Source organism: Aerococcaceae bacterium zg-252, assembly GCA_016237705.1.
In the GTDB taxonomy this organism is placed as follows: Bacteria; Bacillota; Bacilli; order Lactobacillales; family Aerococcaceae; genus Globicatella; species Globicatella yangjingiae.
Genome location: CP066204.1, coordinates 2,030,101 through 2,052,129, shown reverse-complemented (window position 1 = coordinate 2,052,129; position 22,029 = coordinate 2,030,101). Strand labels below are relative to the sequence as shown.

Genomic DNA, 22,029 nt, shown 5'->3' with positions numbered 1-22,029 from the left:
CGAGGTGGGACTTTCTTATTTGTCGAGCAATTTAGTGAGATACGCTGTGATAGGATAGAAGATTATTAGCTATAAAATAGAGTGGTTCTCTATCTGCCATGACCACAAATAAGGACAATGATACTTCTGAACGTTCAGGCTGCCAGCGTAAAAGGACAGCGGGTGAGATGCCCATGCATGATTTAACTAGTCATACCCACGGAGGAAATTATAGAGTAACACGTTATCAGGAGGAAAAGTTTTGGAATAATCATAGGTATAGTCCTAATGAAGTTTTCCTCTTTTATCTGGAGCTTTGTATGTCCGTGGATAGGTTCCTCTTATTTGGCACCATATCGTTTTATTGGTGTTAATACCAGTGGCGTTTATGAATTTCTACCGACTCAAAATCTCATTCTTAGAATATAATTTTTGTTATTTTAAATTGTTATATAGTTACTATCATGATAAAAAAGAAAGGAGGATACAATGATTAGTTTTACTATAGCTGAGTGGAAAAAAATGAAAAAAACATCAATGTTTTTTATAGGTTTACTATTTTTATTTATTTCTACCTTTGTCGCGTTGTTTAATTACTATTATTACCATAATAATATAATTTTAGGTAGTGAGGGACGAGTATTGTGGGGACAGTTAACTTTGTATAATAGTAGTTTATTATTTCCTCCCTTATTATCGATTTTTATTGGTATGTCGTTTTTACCAGAATTCGAAAGAAAAACACTTAACATGCTTCGAGCAAACCGCATTTCTATGTATAAACTTGTAGCTGGTAAAATAATTGCTTTAATAGGAATCGTTTTACCTTTACAAATATTGTATTTGGTAGTTTATTCTTCTATCAATTGACAGAAAGAAAATCATGAAATAGGAAAAACAGTGGAATTGTTTGCTTAGTTCCACTGTTTTAATTGTTTAACTTTTCATAAAGGCTTCTAATCGATTCATTGCTTCAGTAATGACATCATCGCTAGCTGCATAGCTTAGACGAACATAATTTGTACCACCGATACCAAAGCCGCTACCGGGTATGAGTGCTACACGTGCTTTTTGTGCCACTTCTATGACAAATTTACTACTGTCTTGTTCAAATGGTTCAGGTATTTTAGCAAAAATATAAAAGGCACCATTTGGTTTAATGATGTCAAAGCCCATTTTAGTCATACGCTCATGAATATAATCACGACGACGAATATAGGATTCTCGCATTATCTGTGCATCTTCTCGTCCATTTAAGACGGCTTCTAGTGCAGCGATTTGAGAAATACTCGTGGCATTTGTGACATAATTTTGATGAACTTTATTCATTTCATCAGTAATATATTGCGGTGCAAAATTAAAACCTGCTCTCCAACCTGTCATGGAGTGTGATTTGGATAACGATTGCACAACAATAGTTTGTTCAGGTAAGAAACTAGCAATCGAAACGTGGTCGCCGTCATAGACAAATTCACTGTAAACTTCATCGCTAATAACAAAAATAGGTTTATCTCGTAAGACATTTGCTATTGCCTCAGCTTCTTGAGCATTCCATGTAATACCTGTTGGATTCGTTGGATAATTCAATACAATTCCTTTGACAGCCTCACCATGTTCTTGTAAGGCAGCTGTTAACATTTCAGGCGATAGAATGAAGTGATTATCGGACGTATCAATCATCACTGGAATGCCACCATTAATTTTTATCATGGACTGATAGAGTGTAAAAAATGGTGAGGGTAGTAAAATTTTGTCACCCGGATTGATAATCGCATGTAAGGCAATGGCTAATCCCTCTGTGGCACCATGTGTGACAATTGTTTCATCGGCTGTATAGTGTAAATCATATCGATCAGCGAGCCATTCTGTTGCTGCTTGACGTAATGCCAAAATACCAGAAGCGTGTGTATAGCGTGTCACATTCTGTTCAATTGCCTGGATACCGGCACTTTTAATATGTTCTGGAGTTGTGAAATCCGGTTCTCCAAGTGTTAATTTGATGATACCATTAATTTGATTGCAAAATTCATCAAACTCACGAATAGCCGAGATACCGATACTCGTAACATTATGGCTAAAGCAATTGGCTAATAATGACATAGTGACCACCTCATGTAAAATTTTTACCGTCATTATACCATAGTTTTTCTATATCCATAAAGATTGTATTTAAGATATTTTTCACTTTGAAAGCGTTAGGGCATGCCAGTAGATAAAATTAACATTTGTATCCGTTCTAATGGTTGTGTTATAATGAATCAGTGAAAAAATGAATAAAGGGGACATAATGATTATGATTTCTGCAGTAGATTTAAGAGCAGGTATGACAATTGTACAAGACGGAAAATTAATTCGCGTATTAGAAGCGAGCCACCATAAACCAGGTAAAGGTAATACAATCATGCGTATGAAATTACGTGATGTTAGAACAGGAGCTACTTACGACACTACATTCCGTCCAGATGAAAAATTTGAACGTGCATTTATTGAAACTAAAACAGTTCAATATTTATATAGTATGGGTGATGTTGCATCATTTATGGATTTAGAAACATATGAGCAATATGAATTACCAGTTGATTCAATTGAACGTGAATTGAAATTCTTATTGGAAAATATGGAAGCTAAAATTCAATTCTTCGGTACTGAAGTAATTGGGGTTGAATTACCAAGTACGGTAGTATTAACTGTTGCTGAAACTCAACCGTCAATTAAAGGTGCGACTGTTACAGGTTCTGGTAAACCAGCTACAATGGAAACTGGTTTGGTAGTTAACGTTCCAGACTTTATCGAAGCAGGAGAATCTTTAGAAATCAATACAAGTGAAGGAACTTATATGCGTCGTGCACAAAAATAATTGTTAGTGGGGAGTGCTAACTCCTATTGCTGATAGATTATAAATACTGAGGAGAGTTAAATGATTGGGCGAATGCTTGATTGTTTGGCTCTTTTTTTAATTTTATTTTATTCAAATAAAAAACCCCCTAAGCATTACTTAGGGGGCATTTTTTATTATTTATTACGTAATTCAGTTAAGATTTCTTGTAATAATTCAGTTTCGCTTGGACCAGCAGGAACTTCTTCAGCTGCAGCTGGAGCTGGAGCTGGACGTTTAACTTTTTCTAATGCTTTAATGATAGTAAATAACATTGCAGCGATTAATAAGAAATTAATAATTGCTTGTAAAAACATTCCAATTCCAATTGTTGTGTTTCCTAGTTGTAGTGAGATTCCTGATACATCTGCTTGTCCTGTAATAGCAACAATAATTGGCATGAAGATATCATTAACTAAACTATTAACGATTGCTGTAAAAGCTGAACCCATAACTACGGCAGTAGCTAATTGTAAAATGTTATCATTTGCGATAAAAGCCTTAAATTCTTTCCACATTATTTTTTCCTCCCTTACTTGAATATACATATAATATATCATAACTCTGCTATAAAAGTAAGCATTAGCGTCATTTTCTTTATGAAATTTAATTATGAGTTAGTTTTTTGTATAAATTTATTAATGGGGAAGTCCGTTTCGCTAATAGTCCATTTTCCTGTTTGAACGAGTTGTGCCCATTGGTACCCTAGATAAGGCCCACTTGTTAATCCTGATGACCCTAGACCACTCACAGCCCAAATATTAGTGGTTTGTGGCACTTTTCCGACTAATACCGTATAGTCGGAAGTGTAGGCACGAATACCAACTCTTGTATTGTGGATTGAATAGTTAGTAATTGACGGAATCCAATTTTTAGCTGTTTCGAATAATTCTTCTAATTTATTATTATCAATAGTTAAATCGTATCCCATATCATCTTCGTGTGTTGCGCCAATCACGATTTCGCCATTAGCGTTTGGAATGATATCTACTTTACCAGGGGGCATGATGACAGGCCAGTTACCAGTGTCTTGGTAGTCTGTTTGAATACTAAAGAGTTGTCCTTTTTGCGGGCGAATATCGACAGTATAGTTGAGTGGCTCTAAAAGGTTAGGGAGCCATGCTCCAGCAGCGAGTAAGATTTTATCAAAGGACTGTGGTTCCTGTTGCTGATATTGTATTAAATGTTCGTTAGTTAACATAGCTGCTTTATTGATTAGTTGCCCACCATGCATTGTAAATGCTTGTTTTAATGTCTTAATTAATGCCGCACCGTCTACTCGTCCACCACCTTGTACATGTGTTGCACTATAATCTGTTTCTAACATTGGAAAAAGTTCATTTGATTCTTGAGGTGATAAAGTCTTGACAGTTTGTATAGACGGAGCTGTTTCTTTTTTCAATGTACTAGCGTCGATATCACGATCTAAACTTTTTTGATTTTTACGAATGATTAATGCACCTTGTTCTTTGAAAATATGAGTGGTTTCAAAGCCGTCATCAGTTAGGTCACGCATTAGTTGGCGATAAAATTCTGCTCCTTGAGAAACTAAAAAATACCACGGTTTATTACGGCGTAGGGTAAACCAAGGACAAATGATGCCTGCAGCCGCTGAAGTTGCTTGTCCGGTTCCTTCGTCAAATAAGGTAACAGTATATCCGGCTTTGGCGAGGTAATAAGCTGCAGTAGAGCCAACGATACCACCGCCGATAATTGCTATTGATTCTTTTGTCATTTAAAGACTCGCTTTCTACATGAGTTTAATTATAAAAATAGTTTATCACAGTACCACTTGAAAGACTAATAAAAAAAGGAGCGAAAAACGCTCCGAAAGGTGAATGTTTCAATTGTTAGTCATGAAATTAATTAAAATTTATAGCGGTCGATGTAACGTTTAATAGTTGGGTGATTAAATAAAACGTATAAAATAAAAGTGTTCAAAAATAATGAAAAGATATTCTTAATAATACGAATACCCATAAAGACTTCCCATGCTTTACCTGTCATCATTTTAACCCAAATGGAACCTAAACCTAAATTTACTACTATGGTGATAAGTAGTACAGTACTAAAAATTCGTTTAAGAGAATGATTTTTTCGCCATAATCCAAAACCATAAATAAGTCCAGCAATGGCAGCACTCAGTGTATAACCAAAAAAGAATGATTTGCCATGTATTAATGCTGTAATAATATCATTAATCACACCGATAACCATTGCATAAAACGGCCCAAATAGAGCACCTGAAAGGGCAGTGCCAATGAATCCAACCCCAAGTTCTACAAAGGTTCCAACTTTAAATGATGGAATAAAACTCATTGCGATGCGAATTCCTAAAATAATGCCTAATAACGATAATTGAATCGTAGTTAATTTCTTTTTCATAAAATACTCTCCTTATTCTAGTGCGTGACGTCCTTACTCGCACTGCGTGTTGTGCAGAGAGCTACAATAAATGCAGCGAATGCGAGAAATTATCGCGAAAGATTGATTTCTTCGTTTAATGGCAACATTCCATCCATTAACACTTAACGCAATTTCTCTACTCTGTCATAATAGTGTTGACTAACGGCTATATTGTAGCATGAATCAATATAGGAAGATAGATGAATTATTTGAAAATTTAATGTGTAGCCGTTAAACTAATAAAGTAATCAAGTGTAAGGAGAATTCAATATGAACGAAACGATAAAGCATCAATTAAATCATCGTACTATTCGATTTTTTAAAGAACAAGCAGTCTCAAATGATGTATTAGAGCAATTATTTGCAGTGATGAATCGAACGGCAACGAGTAATGGCTTGCAATCCTATTCGGTTATTCGTATCACAGATTTAGAAAAACGTCGTGCCATTGCAGAAATTTGTAAGCAACCTTATGTTGTTACGGCACCAGAACTGCTTATTTTTATTGTGGATAGCTATCGTAATAAAACGATTGCGCAGCAGAAAGGATATACAGGCACTAATTATCGTTCAATGGACTTCTTCTTCCAAGGAGCAGCAGATGCCTATTTAGCAGCACAAAATGTAACGAATGCAATCGAGTCATTGGGTATGGGAGCTGTCTATTTTGGGAGCATTTTAAATGATAGTCAAGCGATTATTAACATATTAGGATTACCAGAATTGACCTTTCCTATTTTAGGGATTGGTTTTGGGTATCCAGCTGACCAACCAGAATTAAAACCACGTATGCCATTTAGCTATAAAATCGGTGAAAATACCTATCCATATCATGAAGATATTATGGCAGATTTAGCGGCATACGATGATGAAATGGCAAATTATTATGATTCACGTCAATCAAATCAAAAATCGCTTGCGTTTACTGACCAAGTTACACAAAAATTTGAAATCGCCCCTGTATTACGGTCGCAAATTATGAGAGTGATTGAAGCACAAGGATTCGATTTGAACTTAAAGGATTAGTTTATTTTAAATAAAATGAGCGATACGCTTAGTCGTTAAAAATCGTCTAGGCGTATTTATTATTTGTTGTGGAAAGTTATCAAAATAGTGCTAGGAATAGTCGTACGGAATTGCGAAAAAAAGTTGCTATTTCAAGGTATTTGGGGTAAAGTAGTATAGTGTGAAACATTTTTGTTTCACAAAATAGAGGAGGCTCATAAGATGAATATTGAACAATTTATTATAGAATTGCGTAAGCATGGAATTGAGTTATCAAATTATCAAATTCAGCAATTTGAACGCTATTATGAGCTGTTAATTGAATGGAATGAAAAGATTAATTTAACTGCGATTACCGAAAAAGACGAGGTGTATTTAAAGCATTTCTTCGATAGTATTATGCTTTTATGGGAATTACCACTTGAGCATTATCAACAGCGATTGGTTGATGTGGGGGCGGGAGCTGGATTTCCAAGTATTCCGTTAAAGATTGTTAAACCAGAGTTGGAGATAACGATTATTGATTCGTTAAATAAGCGTATTAATTTTCTAAATATTGTTAGTGAAGAATTACAATTAGACAATGTGCAAGCGATTCATGCTCGAGCAGAAGATGCGGGGCAAAATCCTGTATACCGTGAACAATTTGATATTGCAACAGCCAGAGCCGTAGCGTCATTGAATGTATTATCAGAATTTTGTTTACCATTGGTGCGTAAAGGGGGCTATTTCTTAGCACTTAAAGCAGCCAAAGGTCAAGAGGAATTAGATGATGCTCAAAAAGCGATTCATGTACTAGGTGCTAAATTAGAAGAAGTAAAAGTGGCTTTATTGCCTGTCGAAGACAGTGAACGAACTTTTATTAAAATTCGTAAGACATTAGAAACACAAAAAAAATATCCCCGTAAAGCAGGAAAACCAATAAAACAACCAATTAAATAGAAAGGAGCATCGATATGGGAAAAATGATTGCGGTAGGTAACCAAAAAGGTGGCGTAGGTAAAACAACGACAACCGTCAATTTAGGAGCTGCCTTAGCAGCTCTAGGTAAAAAAGTTTTGATTATTGATTCGGATTCTCAAGGTAATGCAACCAGTGGTTTGGGTATTGAGCGTGTCAATGTTATCAATAGTTTATATGAAATATTAGTAGATGAGATTCCAATGGCACCCTGTATATTACCGACATCAAGAGAAGGACTTTATATTGTTCCAGCAACGATTCAATTAGCAGCAGCTGAAGTAGAGTTAGCGAATATTGAAAATCGTGAGCTGCGTTTAAAAAATGCCGTTGCTCCTATTCGTGATGATTTTGATTATATTTTAGTAGATTGTCCACCGTCTTTAGGGCAATTATCAATAAATGCCTTTACGGCAAGTGATACGATATTGATTCCGGTACAAGCTGAATATTATGCTTTAGAGGGATTAAGTCAATTATTGAATACAATTCGTTTGATTCAACGCCGTTATAATCGGACATTCCGTATTGAAGGTGTGTTGTTAACGATGTTGACACGTACGAATCTTGGACGTGAAGTGGTGGAAGAAGTACGCAAATATTTCCAAGAAAAAGTGTATCGTACAGTTATTTCAAGAACTGTCAGCTTATCTGTTGCACCGTCATACGGGCAGTCCATTATTGATTATGATCCAAAATCTCGTGGAGCTGAAATGTATATGGATTTAGCTAGGGAGGTGCTAGCAAATGGCGAATAAAAATAAAAAAGGTGGATTAGGTCGAGGCATGGATGCCTTGTTTTCTAATTATGATGACCAGCTCAATGATAATGAAATCGTCGAAGAATTAGCATTATCTGAGATTCGCAGCAATCCCTATCAACCTCGTAAAAAATTTGAAGAAGCAGCTTTACAAGAACTAGCTAACTCGATTAAACAATCCGGTGTCTTTCAACCGATTATTGTTAGACAATCGTCTGTTAAAGGGTATGAATTAATTGCAGGCGAACGTCGAGTTCGTGCGAGTCGATTAGCAGGGAAAGAAACAATCCCAGCCATTGTTCGTCAAATTGATGAAGAGCAAATGATTGAAATTGCTGTTTTAGAAAATTTACAACGTGAAGATTTAAGCCCTATGGAAGAGGCTGAAGCCTACAATGTTTTAATGGTTAAATTAAATTTAACTCAAAATGAAGTGGCTGAACGCATGGGAAAAAGTCGTCCGTATATTGCGAACTATTTACGATTATTGAGTTTGCCTGAACAAATTAAGCAGTGGGTAAATAATGGTGACTTATCAATGGGGTTAGCTCGTACATTGTTGTCGATTAAAAATAAAGATAAACAAATCGAAATTGCGAAAAAAGTGATTGAAGAGCAATTAACTGTTCGTCAGTTAGAAGAATTGGTACAATCTTTAAGCGAAACACCGGAAATACAAAAGCCGACTAGCGAAAAAGATAAAACAATTGAAAAGCCAGCGTATTTAAAAGCGATTGAAAATCGCATGCAAGAATATTTTGGCACACATGCTGTTGTTCAGCAAAAAGGTGAAAAAGGTAAAATTGAAATTGAATTTTTATCGCAATCCGATTTAATTCGTATTTTAGATTTATTAAATATCCATTTATAATGGAGCAATGAGAGGTGAGGTAATAATGGAACGCAAACCCTATGATAAATTAGATATAGTTGAAATGCGTAAACCACATGCGTGCCAAACAAATCGTTGGCAAGTGATTCGAATGGGAATGGACATCAAAATTAAATGCGAATATTGTGGACATATTGTTACCATGACGCGTCGAGATTTTGATAAGAAAATCAAGAAAATTTTAAAGAAATATGAAGAAAATAATGCGGAATAAAGGTTAGGATACAATTGAAAAAGGTATCAAGTCTTTATTTAACGCATAGTAAGAATGAAAGAGAGTGAAAGCATGGCATTAACAGCAGGGATTGTAGGATTACCAAACGTAGGTAAATCGACATTATTTAATGCAATAACGAAAGCAGGGGTGGAGGCAGCTAATTATCCATTTGCGACTATTGAACCAAATGTAGGAATTGTGGAGGTGCCAGACCACCGATTATTTGATATTACTCAATTAATTAAACCGAAAAAAACAGTACCGACAACCTTTGAATTTACGGATATTGCTGGTATTGTAAAAGGTGCTAGTCGTGGAGAAGGATTAGGGAATAAGTTTTTAAGTCATATTCGACAAGTGGATGCTATTTGTCATGTAGTGCGTTGTTTTGATGACGGGAATATTACCCATGTGTCTGGAACGGTTGACCCGATTTCAGATATTGAAACGATTAATTTAGAATTAATTTTTGCTGACTTAGAAACAGTTGATAAACGTATTGCACGTGTAGCGAAATTAGCTAAGTCAAAAGATAAAGATGCAATGATTGAAATGGAAGTGCTTGAAAAACTGAAAGAGGCATTAGAAAATAATCAATTAGCCAATTCGGTTGAATTTTATGATGAACAATTACCGTTCGTCCGTAACTTATTTTTACTAACACGTAAAAAAATGCTTTATGTTGCGAATATTGGCGAAGATGAAGTATCTGATCCAACAGGGAATCCTTATTTAGCACAAGTTGAAGCGTTGGCTAAAGAGCAAGGGGCAGAAGTTGTACCAGTTTGTGCACGTTTGGAAGAAGAAATTGCTGAATTGGATGACGAAGAAAAAGCTGTCTTTTTAGAAGATTATGGTTTAACAGAATCTGGTTTAGATCGTTTAATTCAAAAGGCATATTCATTATTAGGATTAGCCACTTACTTTACGGCTGGAGAGCAAGAAGTACGTGCGTGGACGTTCCGATTAGGAATGAAAGCACCACAAGCGGCTGGAGTGATTCACTCTGATTTTGAACGTGGATTTATTCGTGCAGAAACGGTGTCGTATGATGATTTAATGACTTATCAAAGTATGACAAAAGCAAAAGAAGCAGGACGCTATCGTTCTGAAGGGAAAGAATACGAAGTACAAGACGGCGACATTATGTTATTCAGATTTAATGTCTAGTAATAAAACGGAGTGCGACGATGAATGAGTTGAAATGAATTAACGGAGCATAGGAATATTTAGAGTGTTGCAAAGTAGGGGCATTTCAGTTCATTGAAGTCAGCATAGGATAATAGTACTTGAATAAGGAAGAGTGAGAATATGACAGATAAATCAAAAGAAACCGTTGAAGCAGTTGAAGTTGATGTTGAGGTATTGGAAGACCTTGCTACTTCTGATGCGACAGAGAAAGTTGTCGAAACAGCAGAAAGCGATAGTCATGATGCGAAAGAAGCAGATGTCTATGTAGTGCCAAGTCAAACTGAGTCTGTATTGAAAGCTGTGACAACTGATGTATTTAATCGTTTAACGAAAAAAAATCAACAATATTTAATGGCAGTGGATAAGCATTTAGAAAGTGAAAAATTGGCACAATCAGCCTATCAAGCTGTATTTGCAGAAATTGCTGATACCTTAATTCAAGGGCAAAAGACAGGTCAAACAGCTAAACAATTATATGGTACTCCAACAGAATGTGCAGCCATTATTAAGGAACAGCATTTTCCAACAGAGCCTAAAGAAGATTTAGAACCGTCTGAACCATGGAAAATTGCTCTAGACGGAGCTTTATTATTAGGTTCAATCTATACGATTATGACAGGATTTTCTTTATTAAATGCGTCTAATAAAGTTCAAAATACAATTGGCTTGATTACATTGATTGTCAACTATATTGTGGCTGGATTTGCGATGTTAATGATTGCTCGGAATTTGCCGAAACCAGATGCTCCCAAAGGGCAAAGAGGTTATTTACGTTATTTTGGAATGTCATCATTAGCGATGATTGCTTGGGTTGCAGCCGTTAGTTTAGTAACAGCGTTTGTACCGAAAGTCATTAATCCAGTCTTGCCACCAATGGTATTATTAGTCATTGGTTTAGTAACGATTGTGGCACGTTTCTATTTGAAACGTCGCTTAAATATTCGTGGTGGCGTCTTTTAATTTAATATGAAAGTAAAGGGTAGGTGTCAGCTTGCCCTTTTATTTTATATTTATCCTGTTATCACAAGTGTGCGAAGTGGACATTAAGCCAACCCGAGAAAATCACGAATGCTATATATTAAAGTATAATTAAAATTCGTTTTCTTTAAATAAAATGATTGAAATTTTATGATACAAATGGTACTCTATTAAACAATTAATCTTATTCAGTTAAGGATAAAAAGGAAAGGAAATGCGAAGAATGAATAAATGGGAATCTAAATTTCAACGTGAAGGATATACATTTGATGATGTTTTATTAGTGCCGGCACGCAGTGAAGTTTTGCCGAATGATGTTGATTTAACTGTGCAATTAGCACCGAATTTAAAATTGAATATTCCAATTATTAGTGCGAGTATGGATACCGTCACCGATGCGAATATGGCGATTGCAATGGCACGACAAGGTGGATTGGGTGTCATTCATAAAAATATGAGTATTGACGAACAAGCACATGAAGTACAGAAAGTGAAACGTTCGGAAAATGGAGTGATTTTAGACCCTTTTTATTTAACTCCTGAACACCTAGTTCAAGATGCTGAAAATTTGATGTCGCATTATCGTATTAGTGGTGTGCCAATTGTAAAAAGTGAACAAGATTTGACATTGGTTGGTATTATTACCAATCGAGATATGCGTTTTATTAGTGATTATCAGCAAAAGATTGCTAATTTTATGACCGCTGAAAATTTGGTAACAGCTGAAGTTGGTACTTCATTACAAGAAGCAGAAAAGATTTTATATCAACATCGAATTGAAAAATTGCCGATTGTGGATAAGGAAGGGAAATTATCCGGACTGATTACCATTAAAGATATTGAAAAAGTCATTGAGTTTCCTAATGCTGCAAAAGATAAACATGGTCGTTTGCTTGTAGCAGCTGCAGTTGGCGTAACGAGCGATACATTTGAACGTGCACAAGCATTAATTAACGAACAAGTTGATGCATTGGTAATTGATACAGCCCATGGGCATAGTGCAGGTGTTATTCGTAAAATCAAGGAAATTCGTGATGCGTTTCCAAATGTGACGATTATTGCGGGAAATGTGGCGACAGCAGAAGCAACACGTGATTTATTTGAAGTGGGTGTCGATATTGTTAAAGTTGGGATTGGCCCAGGTTCAATTTGTACGACACGTGTAGTGGCTGGTGTTGGAGTACCACAATTAACAGCAATCTATGAATGTGCGTCAGTTGCACGTGAGTATGATAAAGCAATTATCGCAGACGGTGGTATTAAGTATTCTGGTGATATTGTGAAAGCAATTGCTGCTGGAGGACATGCTGTAATGTTAGGAAGTATGTTAGCAGGAACTGATGAATCACCGGGTGAATTTGAAATTTATCAAGGTCGTCGCTTTAAATCATATCGTGGTATGGGAAGTTTGGCTGCAATGGAAAAAGGCTCAAGTGACCGTTATTTCCAATCTAAAAATGAAGCTAATAAATTAGTGCCAGAAGGTATTGAAGGACGAGTAGCCTATAAGGGTAGTGTAGCTGATATTGTCTTTCAATTATTAGGGGGCTTACGTTCAGGAATGGGCTATACAGGCTCTAAAAATTTAAAGGCTTTGCGTGAAGAAGCACAATTTATTCGTATGAGTGGTGCTGGATTAATCGAATCTCATCCACACGATGTTCATATTACAAAAGAAGCTCCGAATTATTCACGTTAAACAATATAAAAATTATTTTGCTATAAAATAAATAAAGGAGTGAGGCTTTCCTCAACTCCTTTTTAATTTGTGACTTTAGTCCGTCACGCACCGTAAGGTGAGTGACAAATAAACCACCCGCTATGCGGGTGCGCAACGACGGTTATACCAAAAAAACTCCAAACGCGCTACAATAGTGGTGTTCAAGCCAACTGTAAAGTGAAAGGAGAAAACGCATGGCACAAAAGGCACATAGTTTATCGCATACAAAGTGGATGTGTAAATACCACATTGTGTTTACTCCAAAGTATAGACGAAAAATCATCTATAATCAATATCGCAGTAGTTTAGGAGAAATATTTCGACGATTATGCAGTTACAAAGGAGTCGAAATTATAGAAGGACATCTGATGCCGGACCATGTACATATGTTGGTCAGTATTCCACCAAGAATAAGCGTATCGAGTTTTATGGGATATTTAAAAGGTAAGAGTGCGTTAATGATGTTTGATAAACACGCAAATTTGAAATATAAATTTGGGAATCGACATTTTTAGGCAGAAGGATATTATGTGAGTACGGTGGGATTAAATGAAGCCACGATAAAGAAATATATTCAAGAGCAAGAGAAACATAATATAGCCTTGGATAAATTGAGTGTGAAGGAATATGAAAATCCCTTTAGGGATAGTGGTAAGTAATACAAACGCCTCTTTGAGAGGCGAGTGACGGGTCAAGAGCAATAAGGCTTGAACAAAGTGAAAGCCAGCGTCTTTAGGCGCTGGCTGGCTTTTTGGGCTTATAGCCCCTGTTCAAACCACCCGTTAGACGGGTGGTTATGATTTATTACTCAGCTTTTGCAGCATTTTCACCAGCTATACGACCAAAAACAGTAATATCAGCTAATGCGTTACCACCTAAGCGGTTAGTTCCGTGGATACCACCTGTTACTTCACCTGCAGCGAAGAAGCCTGGAATAATATTACCATTAGTATCAAGAACTTCTGCATTTTCATTGATTACCACCCCACCCATAGTGTGATGAACGGTTGGTACACGTGCACCAGCATAGAATGGTGCAGTATCAATTTTTTTATCGAATAAGGTACGACCAAATGGATCAGAAATTTCACCGTCTACTGCTTTGTTAAATTCTTCGACAGAGGCTACAAATGCTTCAGGGTCAACCCCAATTTGTTCGGCTAGTTCTTCTAGAGTATCTGCCTTAAAAGCACGCCCATGTTCAACTAAAGAATCAATTGATTCATTGAAGTTATTAAGAGTGTCACCTGTTGGATAAGAGTGTTGGTCAACGATAACCCACATTGAAGCATCTGTTTGTTCCATTAAAGCCTTGGTCATGACATCACGACGTTGACCTTCGTCAACAAAACGTTTACCTTCTTTATTTACAAATAAACGATTTTGTACACCTTGCTCAATGTTTCCACTTAGACTACCTGTTTCAGGGTCTCCCATTGGTAATAATTGAATATCTTCTAGACCAAATAATTGAGCACCTGCATCTTTTGCTAGATTAATTCCATCACCTGTTGCACCGGTATGATTTGTTGTTTTAATGTTTGTTAAACTTGGCCAAATAGTATTGTATTGGTCGCGCATTTCCACGTTTGCTCCAAAACCACCAGTTGCTAAAATAACACCTTTTGTTGCTGTAAAAGTAACAGTTTTACCATTGTTTTCAGCTTCAACACCAACAACACGTCCGTCTTTTACAATTAATTTATTAGCTTTTGTATCAGTATAAACAGAAATATCTTCTGAATGTTCTTCGATATAATGAGTATATGTTTGAATATAACCTGTTCCTAATGGCAATTCAGGTTTATGAGCTCGTGACCATAAACCACCTAATACAGTAAAAATATAGTCTTTGAATACCATACCATTTTCTTCTAGCCATTGGATTGCTGGATAGGCATTTTCTGCTAGACGGTCAATTAATTTTGGATTACCTTTCTTACTTCCACCATTATATGTCTGTAGTTTGTGTAATGTTGGTGAGTCGAATAAATAGGTTTCGCCAGACGCTTTATAGGCTTCCCATTCTTCTTTTAATGTTTGTTGCCATTCTTTAACGATTTCGTCTTCTTGCTCTTCGTTGATTAAGCCTTCAATTGTTTCTTTTTCTAAATCAGTCATTTCCATTAATTGTTGGCGACTTGAATCGGCAGCATTATATGCAGAGCCTGAAATAATAGTATTTCCACCTAAACGTGGCATTTTTTCGATAACAATAACTTTTGCACCATTTTGATGTGCAGAAATAGCAGCTGCTAAACCGGCACCTCCACCGCCGATAACTAGTACTTCTGTTTCTTGGTCTTGTAATTCTTCTGAAAATGTTTCAGTTTCAACAGCTTTTAACGCCTCAATATCAACACCTGACTGTTTAAGAGCTTCTTCAAGGGCTGCTAAAATAGCATTGGAAGAATATGTTGCACCAGAAACAGCATCGATATTTAAAGATTGAGAGGCTTGAACACGTGAAATAATTTCTTCAACGGCTTCTTTACCTAACCCCTCTGTTTCAGATTGAGTTACTTCAATCGATTTAATACTATGTTCATCAACTGTCACGATTACTTTGACCTCTCCATGAAAGCCGTCAACTTCTGCTTCGTAGGTTCCGGGAGTATATGTGAGCTCTTGAGCATAAGCAGCTAGAGTAGGTTGAACTAGAGGCACTAACATATTTGCCATAATCAATAGTATGGCGGTAACAGCTGTGAAAAAATATTTTTTCATAAATTTTCTCTCCTTTGATACATTTTTCACAATGTTATTATAGCGACTTCTATTATAAAAATCAATAATTTTTTTAAAATTTTTATATGAATAGTATGAAATTAAGTATATGATGTGATTAATATATTATTATTTATAAGCATTATAATATTAATTCGACAGATGTTTATGCGGTGACAATCATGATTAGTTGTTTTGTTATAAATATAATGGATGTATATATATGGATGATTGGGATTGCTAAGATGAGGCATGCTTGAGTAGATTCAAAAGAGTAAATGATGAGAGAGATTAGATAAAATGGTGGGCTGAGCAAAATGATAGTCTCCTTATTGGTATGGTATCCTTGTGTCCCTTTAGGACATCAACAAAGTGTTGAATGAAAAATACTCAAAACAAAAATCATCTTACCTTTCGTACAAAAAACACTTAATTTAAAAAAAATTGTAGAAAAATATTGACAAATCATCAGATGAATAATATATTGTAATTAATATTAATGCGAAAGCGGTTTACTTAAAGGAGGTTTTCTCATGGAGAAACAAATTGATCAACGTATAGAAGATGTTACGTATAATAGAGCGAAATTGTGGCAAATAATTTTATTCTCGACGAATAATTCATCGACTAATATTTATTTGGTAGCTTTTAGTTTTGTTACTTACTTCTCTACAGGTATTTTAGGCTTAGCTGCAATTTTTGTTAGTCAGTTGATGGGGTATATTCGTATCTTTGATGGTTTTATTGACCCAGCAATTGGAGTATTGATTGATAAGACTGATACTAAATTTGGGAAATATCGCCCAATTCTTATTTTAGGTAATCTTATTACAGCTCTTTCATTCGTATTCCTATTCAATATTCATCATTTTGGGAAAGCGATGACAATGCCGCTATTTGTAATAGCTTTGATTGTACATAAAATTGGTTATTCATTACAACAAACGATTACAAAAGCTGCACAAACTGCTTTGACAAATGATCCAAAACAACGTCCATTATTTAATATTTTTGATGGAATCATGTCAGCTATTTTATTTTCGGGCAGCCAAATCGTTATCTCTGGAATTCTTGTACCAAAGCATGGTGGTTTTACTGAAAATTTCTTTATTGAATTGATTACATTAGTAATAAGTATTTCAGCAGTATTGGGGTTGTTAGCTGTTATTGGTATTTGGCAAAAAGATAATAAAAAATATTTTGGTCTTGGAGAAGAAAAAACGAAAAAGACAAGTTTTAAAGATTATTGGAAAATTATTAAAGGTAATCAACCACTGCAAGTTCTTTCTCTTTCTGCGGCGTTCGTAAAATTTAATGCTACATTGTTAGGTGATTCAGTCGTAACAGTTATGTTATTTGGTATTTTATTTGGTGATTACGCATTATCTGGTATTATTGCTGGGATGATGGTTATTCCCAATATTTTAGTTACAACATTCAATGCAAATGTGGCTCGCAAATCAGGGTTACGCCGTGCGTACATTATGTCCTTGCAAATTGGGACAATTGCTATGCTATTAATAGCGGGTTTGTTATACTTTGGTAATATTGGTAGTCTTAATTTAAGACAATTTGGCCCTTATACAATTGCATTTCTTGTATTATATGCAGTAGGTCGCTATTTTTCAACAACACCTTCAGGTCTTGCTTTAACGATGGGGGCAGATATTTCAGACTATGAAACTTCAGTTTCAGGTCGCTATGTTTCAGGAATGATTGGAACCATTTTCTCATTAACTGATTCACTTGCTTCGTCATTTGCACCAATGGTAGTTGGTTGGGTACTTGCAGCAATTGGTTTTGCGAAAGCATATCCAACAGCTGACACCCCTCTAAGTCCTGAATTAAAAACCGTAACAATTTTATTATTTGCGATTATTCCAGTAATTGCATCACTCATTGCACTTGGTTTGATGAAGTTTTATAAACTTGATAGTGAAACAATGATTCAAATTCAAGAAAAAATTCAAGTGATGAAAGCTGCTAAAGATGCAGGTCGTGCGCAAGATATTGCTAAAAATGTACTATTATCGGACATGGATTATGTTGATGTAACGCAATATCCAATTAAAGAAAACGAATAATAAAAAATAAACCTATTAAAAGTATTCTATCCTTTTAATAGGTTTATTTTTCTATATGAATAGCTTATTTGCCAAAGTATCCTGTTTCTCCTGCGGGGTATAATTCAGAGTTTTAGCCGATATTGAGTAGGTGTTTCTTGTTTAATTCGTTTAAAGACTTTAGAAAAATAATCACTAGATTGAAAGCCACATTTTTCTGATATTTCAGCTATAGTTAAATTCTTATTGGCAAGTAATTCGCAAGATTTTTCGATTCGAAATTGCTGTAAATAATCGGATAAAGATTGTTTAACTTCTCTGTGAAACAAAGCACTGAGATAGTTTTTGGATATATGGCAATGTTCTGCCAATTTATATAGAGATATATCCGTTTGATAATGTTCTTCAATGTACATGAGTGCTTTTTGTATCAGTGGTGCATACTGCGAAATTGTTCTATAACGTTGTACTAAGTCACAATAAAAGTAAATAATCGTATGATCGTAATCTGCTAGCCTATCAATAGATGTTTCTCGAATGATAGTATTTGCAATTTGTGAAGACAATTTGTCAATATAAAAAGGTGGAATATGATTCTTTTCAACAGCTTTTCGACAGAGTGTATTAAATGTACTATAACGCAGTTTTTTTTCAGATAAGGGGTCATTCGACCGGGAATTAAATGATAATGTTGCTTGATAATCCTTTAGAAAAATTGCTTCTTCGGCGTTTGCATTCGTAATTGCTAGTAAAATTTTATTTTCTAAAGCATAATAGTCCTCGATTGTATCGCTGTATTGTGATAAGTGTTGATGTGCTTTTGGTTCTTCTAAATATTTATTTGGTAGAACTTTAAGACGAATATCACGTTCACTAAACGTATTTATCAAGCTAACGAGTAGATAATCTAAATGATTTAAATCTTTAAAAATTATTTGGTTGTCATAGAACTCTTTGTAAAGCAAAGTTTTTTTATTATTTTCTGTATAGTTGGTCAGAAGTGGTCCGATTGTAATATAGGAATCATTCTCTGTTAAGTAATAAAATAAATAGTAGGTGAGATCATGATTGTCTGTAATACGAACTAATTCTGTGGGTTTAATAAAGCGCTGCAGGATGACAACGAATCGTTCGTATCCCTTTGAGTTTAGATAATGTTTTCGAAACCCATTGTCTATGGTTTCGATATTCTCCATTTGTAGCGAATAATGATGATATGGGATTTTAAGTGTCTGTAATGTTTTTTTGAAATAGGTTAAATTTTCTACCATAGTGCACCTCTTTTAGAATAGCATACCATAAAATATTACTGTTCAACAGTAATATTTTATGATTATTTATTGTTTGTAATACCTAACAAATTTTCAGCTAAATATTATATAGAATTAAAGAGAGAAGAAACGTATACTTTTAATGTAATCGATTGCAAGGTAGAGGATATTAAAACATAGTGTGAGCATGGGTACCCCAGCTCGAGCCACAATAGTAAGTCACTGGAGTGAGAGAAGCGCACAGAGTTGACTTCTGAGATGGCAGTGAGCTAATCCAGGCAAGCCGAAATAAAGGAGATTATTCAAATGAAAGAGTTTGGTGTCAAGGATCAGGTTGGTTATGTTTTTGGTGACTTAGCCGGTAGTATGGTAACCACCTACGTTGGAATGTTTTTCTTAACATTTTGTACCTATGTATTAGGGCTGAGTCCGCAATATATGGCGGGTTTGTTTTTATTTGCTAAGTTTTGGGATGCTGTCAATGATCCATTGATTGGTTCTATTCCTGATAGATATATGATAGGAAAATCCGGAGATAGATTTAAGCCGTACATAAAATTAGCGATGGGGCCTTTGGCGCTTTCTGTGCTAATATGTTTTGCGAATGTATCTGGTTGGGCGATGACGGCTAAACAAATTTGGGTTGCATTTGCTTATTTAATTTATGATTTATCTTATACGGGAACATCTATGCCTTATGGCGCTATGGCTTCAGTAATTACTGATAACCCAGAGGAACGAATGAAGCTATCGCGTGCCAGAAGTTTTGGTGGTATAGCGGTCGGTCTTTTCTTTATGCCAATTATCAATATGCTTGTATGGAATTCTGATCGGACACCTAATGTAAAAAATTACTTTTTGGTGGCAATTTTTGCTGCGCTGGGATCATTACTTTTCTATACAATAATGCTAGCAACTAGTACGGAACGGATTAAAACTACAAATATTGAGAAGGAAAAAATTTCAGATGATTATAGTTTTCGTGAAGTAATGAAAGATGCTTTACATAATCGACCGCTATTAGGTATTATGTTGACGACAATTGGTGGATTGATTGGTGCCTCAGCAGCGGGGACATTGTCAATGTATCTTTATCGAGAGTATTATCAAAACCCAAGAATTATGTCAATGAGTTCGATAATTAGCTTACCTATTACTTTGATCTGTTTCTTCGCTGTTCCAAAATTAGCGAAAAAATATGGCAAAAAAAATGTTGTAATCGGTGGATTGTGCTACAATTTGATTTTTTCACTTTGTTTATATATTTTTCCGATCGGAAATCCGATGACTTATTTAATTCTATCGAATATTTCTTCTGCGGGGGCCTTGGTATTTATGATTTTGACATGGGCATTTGTCACAGATATTATCGATTATCAGGAGTATAAAACTGGTCGTCGTGCAGATGGCACATTATATTCAATTTATACATTTAGTCGTAAGGTAGGAAGTTCTCTATCGAGTACTTTGATGACATTTTTACTTGGCGTGATTGGCTTCGTGTCTGGTGTTCAAGAACAGGCTCCTGGGGTAGGTGAAGGTATCCGTACTTTGGTGACATTGGCTCCGGTTTTAGCATGTATCGTTCAATTGATTGGGATGGGATTGGTTTATAATCTTAGTCGTGAAAAGACAGAGGCAATCCAAGAAGAATTGACTAATAGAAAAGCGGGTAGAGAGGTAATGTAATGAATATTCAACTAAAAACTTCGTGTGGGATTATCGAGGGAATAGATGGAAAGGATTATCATTCATATTTAGGCATTAAGTATGCAAATGCGAATCGGTTTGAATTGCCTTCGCTAGTGACAAAATGGGATGGAGTATATCATGCGACTAGACATGGTTCGGCTTGCATTCAGCGGAGAACTTTTACTCCGGAATCGGAAGATTCATTTTACTTTAAAGAATTTCGGAGAGAGTGTGAATTTACTTATAGTGAAGATTGTCATTATCTTAATATTTGGACACCAAAAGGCGTAAAAAATGCTCCGGTTATTTTATATATTCATGGTGGAGCATTCCAAGGAGGAGCGGGGAATGAATTACCTTTTGATGGGAAGCACTTTGCTCAAAAGGGAATTATATTTGCTACATGTAATTATCGTTTGGGGCCATTAGGTTTTGCTAGTCAAATTTTAGAAGGCAAAACTATAGCTAATTTGGGACTTTATGATCAATTAGCAGCTTTAAAATGGCTTCATAGAAATATTCATGATTTTGGTGGGGATCCGAATAACATTACTCTAATGGGACAATCTGCAGGTGCGATGAGTATTCAACAATTGGTGACTTCTGAATTAGTGAAGCCGTATGTTTCGAAGGCTATTATGACAAGTGGTGGTGGAATTAATGAAAAATTTGCTAAACCTCAACCGATTCAATTAGTTGCTCCGTTTTGGGAAAACTTTCGTCAAAAACTGGCAGAAAAAGGTAAAGATTGGAAAAATATTTCGTGTGAAGAGCTATTTAAAGAAGTTTATGAACAGCTGCGAAATTTTTCCAACTCTCTTGATTATCTTTCTCCGTGTATTGATGGGATACTTTTATCCGTAACTTATGAAAATCTGATGGAATCTATAGAGGAACCAAATATTCCATATCTTTTAGGAACAACAAAGGATGACATGTTGACTGATGTGCTATTTGATATGGCAACAAAATGGCGTAAGCGACGCAATAAGATACTTCCAGAATCAGCATTTCAATTTTATTTTGCACGCAATCTCCCTGGTGATGAAGTTGGTGCATGGCATTCCAGTGATTTATGGTATACGATAGGGAATTTTGAAAAGTGTTGGCGACCATTTACAAATTGGGATAAAACTATCTCAAATATGCTACAGTCATATATTATTCAATTTGTAAAAACGGGGAATCCGAATCACGAGGGTTTAGAGTATTGGGGGACAGAAGACGAAAAATGTCTTATTATAACAGATGATAAAATGATATATTCTAGATTAGAGATGATGTAGCATTGG

The 22,029-nt window shown here is 35.5% G+C and carries 19 protein-coding genes and 1 pseudogene; 14 read left to right on the top strand and 6 right to left on the bottom strand.

The genetic code is table 11. From position 1 onward, the window contains the following. Window positions 1–468 precede the first annotated feature (468 nt). Window positions 469–849: an ABC transporter permease gene (locus JDW14_09615; GenBank protein QQD65512.1), complete on the top strand. Its 381-nt coding sequence runs from the start codon at window positions 469–471 to the stop codon at window positions 847–849. 66 nt (window positions 850–915) lie between these two features. Here the strand turns inward: JDW14_09615 and JDW14_09610 are convergent, their stop codons facing one another. Then, the gene (locus tag JDW14_09610; GenBank protein ID QQD65511.1) at window positions 916–2,079 is read right to left on the bottom strand and encodes an aminotransferase class I/II-fold pyridoxal phosphate-dependent enzyme; all 1,164 of its coding nucleotides are present in this window, start codon (window positions 2,077–2,079) and stop codon (window positions 916–918) included. A 193-nt stretch (window positions 2,080–2,272) separates the two neighbouring features. Between JDW14_09610 and efp the strand changes: the two genes are divergently transcribed. After that, a complete protein-coding gene (efp, locus tag JDW14_09605) occupies window positions 2,273–2,836 on the top strand; it encodes an elongation factor P (protein QQD66547.1) in 564 nt (187 codons plus the stop codon). A gap of 155 nt (window positions 2,837–2,991) precedes the next feature. Here efp and mscL read toward each other — a convergent pair whose 3' ends face one another. The 3 genes from mscL to JDW14_09590 all read right to left on the bottom strand — a co-directional run bounded on the left by mscL (window position 2,992) and on the right by JDW14_09590 (window position 5,239). Next, window positions 2,992–3,372, bottom strand: coding sequence for a large conductance mechanosensitive channel protein MscL (mscL, locus tag JDW14_09600; protein ID QQD65510.1), 381 nt, complete (start codon window positions 3,370–3,372; stop codon window positions 2,992–2,994). A 92-nt stretch (window positions 3,373–3,464) separates the two neighbouring features. Beyond that, window positions 3,465–4,589 carry an FAD-binding oxidoreductase gene (locus tag JDW14_09595; protein QQD65509.1) on the bottom strand — a complete coding sequence of 375 codons (1,125 nt, stop codon included), beginning with the start codon at window positions 4,587–4,589 and terminating at the stop codon, window positions 3,465–3,467. Window positions 4,590–4,720: 131 nt separating this feature from the next. After that, window positions 4,721–5,239, bottom strand: coding sequence for a folate family ECF transporter S component (locus JDW14_09590; GenBank protein ID QQD65508.1), 519 nt, complete (start codon window positions 5,237–5,239; stop codon window positions 4,721–4,723). A 291-nt stretch (window positions 5,240–5,530) separates the two neighbouring features. Here JDW14_09590 and JDW14_09585 point away from each other — a divergent pair, with 291 nt between their 5' ends. The 9 genes and pseudogenes from JDW14_09585 to tnpA all read left to right on the top strand — a co-directional run bounded on the left by JDW14_09585 (window position 5,531) and on the right by tnpA (window position 13,643). Next, a complete protein-coding gene (locus tag JDW14_09585) occupies window positions 5,531–6,286 on the top strand; it encodes an NADPH-dependent oxidoreductase (GenBank protein QQD65507.1) in 756 nt (251 codons plus the stop codon). A 201-nt stretch (window positions 6,287–6,487) separates the two neighbouring features. Continuing rightward, complete coding sequence (rsmG, locus tag JDW14_09580; GenBank protein ID QQD65506.1) at window positions 6,488–7,207, top strand: 16S rRNA (guanine(527)-N(7))-methyltransferase RsmG; 720 nt, start codon at window positions 6,488–6,490, stop codon at window positions 7,205–7,207. Window positions 7,208–7,221: 14 nt separating this feature from the next. Next, complete coding sequence (locus JDW14_09575) at window positions 7,222–7,983, top strand: ParA family protein (GenBank protein ID QQD65505.1); 762 nt, start codon at window positions 7,222–7,224, stop codon at window positions 7,981–7,983. After that, window positions 7,973–8,857 (top strand): ParB/RepB/Spo0J family partition protein, encoded by an 885-nt coding sequence (locus JDW14_09570; protein ID QQD65504.1) that lies wholly within the window; start codon window positions 7,973–7,975, stop codon window positions 8,855–8,857. The genes JDW14_09575 and JDW14_09570 overlap by 11 nt, the downstream gene beginning before the upstream one ends. A 7-nt stretch (window positions 8,858–8,864) precedes the next feature. Continuing rightward, window positions 8,865–9,092, top strand: a complete 228-nt coding sequence (locus JDW14_09565) for a DUF951 domain-containing protein (GenBank protein QQD65503.1) — start codon at window positions 8,865–8,867, stop codon at window positions 9,090–9,092. Window positions 9,093–9,164: 72 nt separating this feature from the next. After that, complete coding sequence (ychF, locus tag JDW14_09560) at window positions 9,165–10,265, top strand: redox-regulated ATPase YchF (GenBank protein QQD65502.1); 1,101 nt, start codon at window positions 9,165–9,167, stop codon at window positions 10,263–10,265. 141 nt (window positions 10,266–10,406) lie between these two features. Further along, the gene (locus JDW14_09555) at window positions 10,407–11,246 is read left to right on the top strand and encodes a DUF1129 family protein (GenBank protein QQD65501.1); all 840 of its coding nucleotides are present in this window, start codon (window positions 10,407–10,409) and stop codon (window positions 11,244–11,246) included. Between the two features lie 241 nt (window positions 11,247–11,487). Continuing rightward, the gene (guaB, locus tag JDW14_09550) at window positions 11,488–12,963 is read left to right on the top strand and encodes an IMP dehydrogenase (protein QQD65500.1); all 1,476 of its coding nucleotides are present in this window, start codon (window positions 11,488–11,490) and stop codon (window positions 12,961–12,963) included. Between the two features lie 215 nt (window positions 12,964–13,178). After that, window positions 13,179–13,643, top strand: a pseudogene (gene tnpA, locus JDW14_09545) (IS200/IS605 family transposase). Window positions 13,644–13,788: 145 nt separating this feature from the next. On the opposite strand, the gene JDW14_09540 reads toward tnpA, so the two are convergent. Next, window positions 13,789–15,711 carry a flavocytochrome c gene (locus tag JDW14_09540; protein ID QQD65499.1) on the bottom strand — a complete coding sequence of 641 codons (1,923 nt, stop codon included), beginning with the start codon at window positions 15,709–15,711 and terminating at the stop codon, window positions 13,789–13,791. Window positions 15,712–16,244: 533 nt separating this feature from the next. On the opposite strand from JDW14_09540, the gene JDW14_09535 reads away from it, so the two are divergent. Further along, on the top strand, window positions 16,245–17,795 hold the full coding sequence (locus tag JDW14_09535) for an MFS transporter (GenBank protein QQD65498.1): 1,551 nt from the start codon (window positions 16,245–16,247) through the stop codon (window positions 17,793–17,795). 104 nt (window positions 17,796–17,899) lie between these two features. Here the strand turns inward: JDW14_09535 and JDW14_09530 are convergent, their stop codons facing one another. Next, window positions 17,900–19,045 (bottom strand): helix-turn-helix transcriptional regulator, encoded by a 1,146-nt coding sequence (locus tag JDW14_09530; GenBank protein ID QQD65497.1) that lies wholly within the window; start codon window positions 19,043–19,045, stop codon window positions 17,900–17,902. Between the two features lie 306 nt (window positions 19,046–19,351). On the opposite strand from JDW14_09530, the gene JDW14_09525 reads away from it, so the two are divergent. Together JDW14_09525 and JDW14_09520 are read left to right on the top strand one after the other, a co-directional pair. Next, window positions 19,352–20,734 carry an MFS transporter gene (locus JDW14_09525; GenBank protein QQD65496.1) on the top strand — a complete coding sequence of 461 codons (1,383 nt, stop codon included), beginning with the start codon at window positions 19,352–19,354 and terminating at the stop codon, window positions 20,732–20,734. Then, on the top strand, window positions 20,734–22,023 hold the full coding sequence (locus tag JDW14_09520; GenBank protein ID QQD65495.1) for a carboxylesterase family protein: 1,290 nt from the start codon (window positions 20,734–20,736) through the stop codon (window positions 22,021–22,023). Before JDW14_09525 ends, JDW14_09520 begins: the two co-directional genes overlap by 1 nt. The last annotated feature ends 6 nt before the right edge of the window (window positions 22,024–22,029 follow it).